The organism is Parendozoicomonas callyspongiae (assembly GCF_023502345.1).
GTDB classification, from domain to species: Bacteria; Pseudomonadota; Gammaproteobacteria; order Pseudomonadales; family Endozoicomonadaceae; genus Sansalvadorimonas; species Sansalvadorimonas callyspongiae.
The window spans coordinates 1-864 of sequence record NZ_JAMFLX010000111.1 but is presented as its reverse complement, the minus strand read 5'-3'; the positions used below and the strand labels follow the sequence as shown (position 1 = coordinate 864).

General features: G+C 37.3%; 1 protein-coding gene. It reads left to right on the top strand.

Annotation, left to right across the window (positions count from 1 at the left end):
- Positions 1-53 precede the first annotated feature (53 nt).
- Positions 54-602, top strand: coding sequence for a type VI secretion system amidase effector protein Tae4 (locus M3P05_RS20505; protein ID WP_249701996.1), 549 nt, complete (start codon positions 54-56; stop codon positions 600-602).
- Positions 603-864: the final 262 nt, after the last annotated feature.

Sequence of the window (864 nt, the reverse complement as noted above, 5' to 3'; positions counted from 1 at the left end):
GGGCGTTAGGCACGGCACAGTCATAAAAAACAATCATAAAATGGAATATTCAAATGATTACTTTCAAGAAGTTATGGAATAGTCATCCGACAATAACAGGTAGTGATAATCCTTGCACAACAAATGGAAAGAAGAATTTCTCTAACCAGTGCTCTATCCGTGTTGGTGTGGCATTAGTCGAGTGTGGTGTAAAAACAACAGATATTCCCGGAGTAACGCATTGTTGGCATGGACATCCTAAATCTGCTGGCCATGTCATCCGAGCGGAGGAGCTAGCAAATGGATTACAGAAAGTTTCTCTTCCTGGACTTAAACCAGTAATCGAAGTTGACCCGAAAGAATTCTCAGAACAATTATCTGGAAAAAAAGGGATAATATTTTTTAAAGATTACTGGCAAAGAACAGTCAGAGGAAAAACCGAATCATTCAGAAATCGTTCGGGAGATCATATAGATATCTGGAATGGTAGTAGAATTACAGATTTAACTTCATGGGCAAGAATAAACTTAAGAATTGGTTCTTTTGGTCTTCATTCTATAACTGATAGGTTTTCAGATTTTGAGGATTCCCAAAAAATATTATTTTGGGAGATAACTCAATGAAATTTATCACATCAATTGCCTCTGGTATCATTTCAATCATAATTCTATCTTTTGTTTTATCTCCACACCTGACTGAAATCTACATTTCGATTTTTGATATACAGCCAGGTCCAGATGGGGAAACAGAGCTTTTTAAGTTCATGCTTTATATACAGTGGCCTGCATTTTTTTTATTAGGTTACATTGCTGGCTATATTTTGCACACCAAGTGCCTAACAAGAAAATCCAGGTGACGCCTACGGCGCACCTGATTTAGGCGTTA

Coding starts and splice junctions, on each gene's coding strand:
- M3P05_RS20505 (WP_249701996.1), top strand. CDS start 54: ATGATTACTTTCAAGAAGTTATGGAATAGTCATCCGACAATAACAGGT.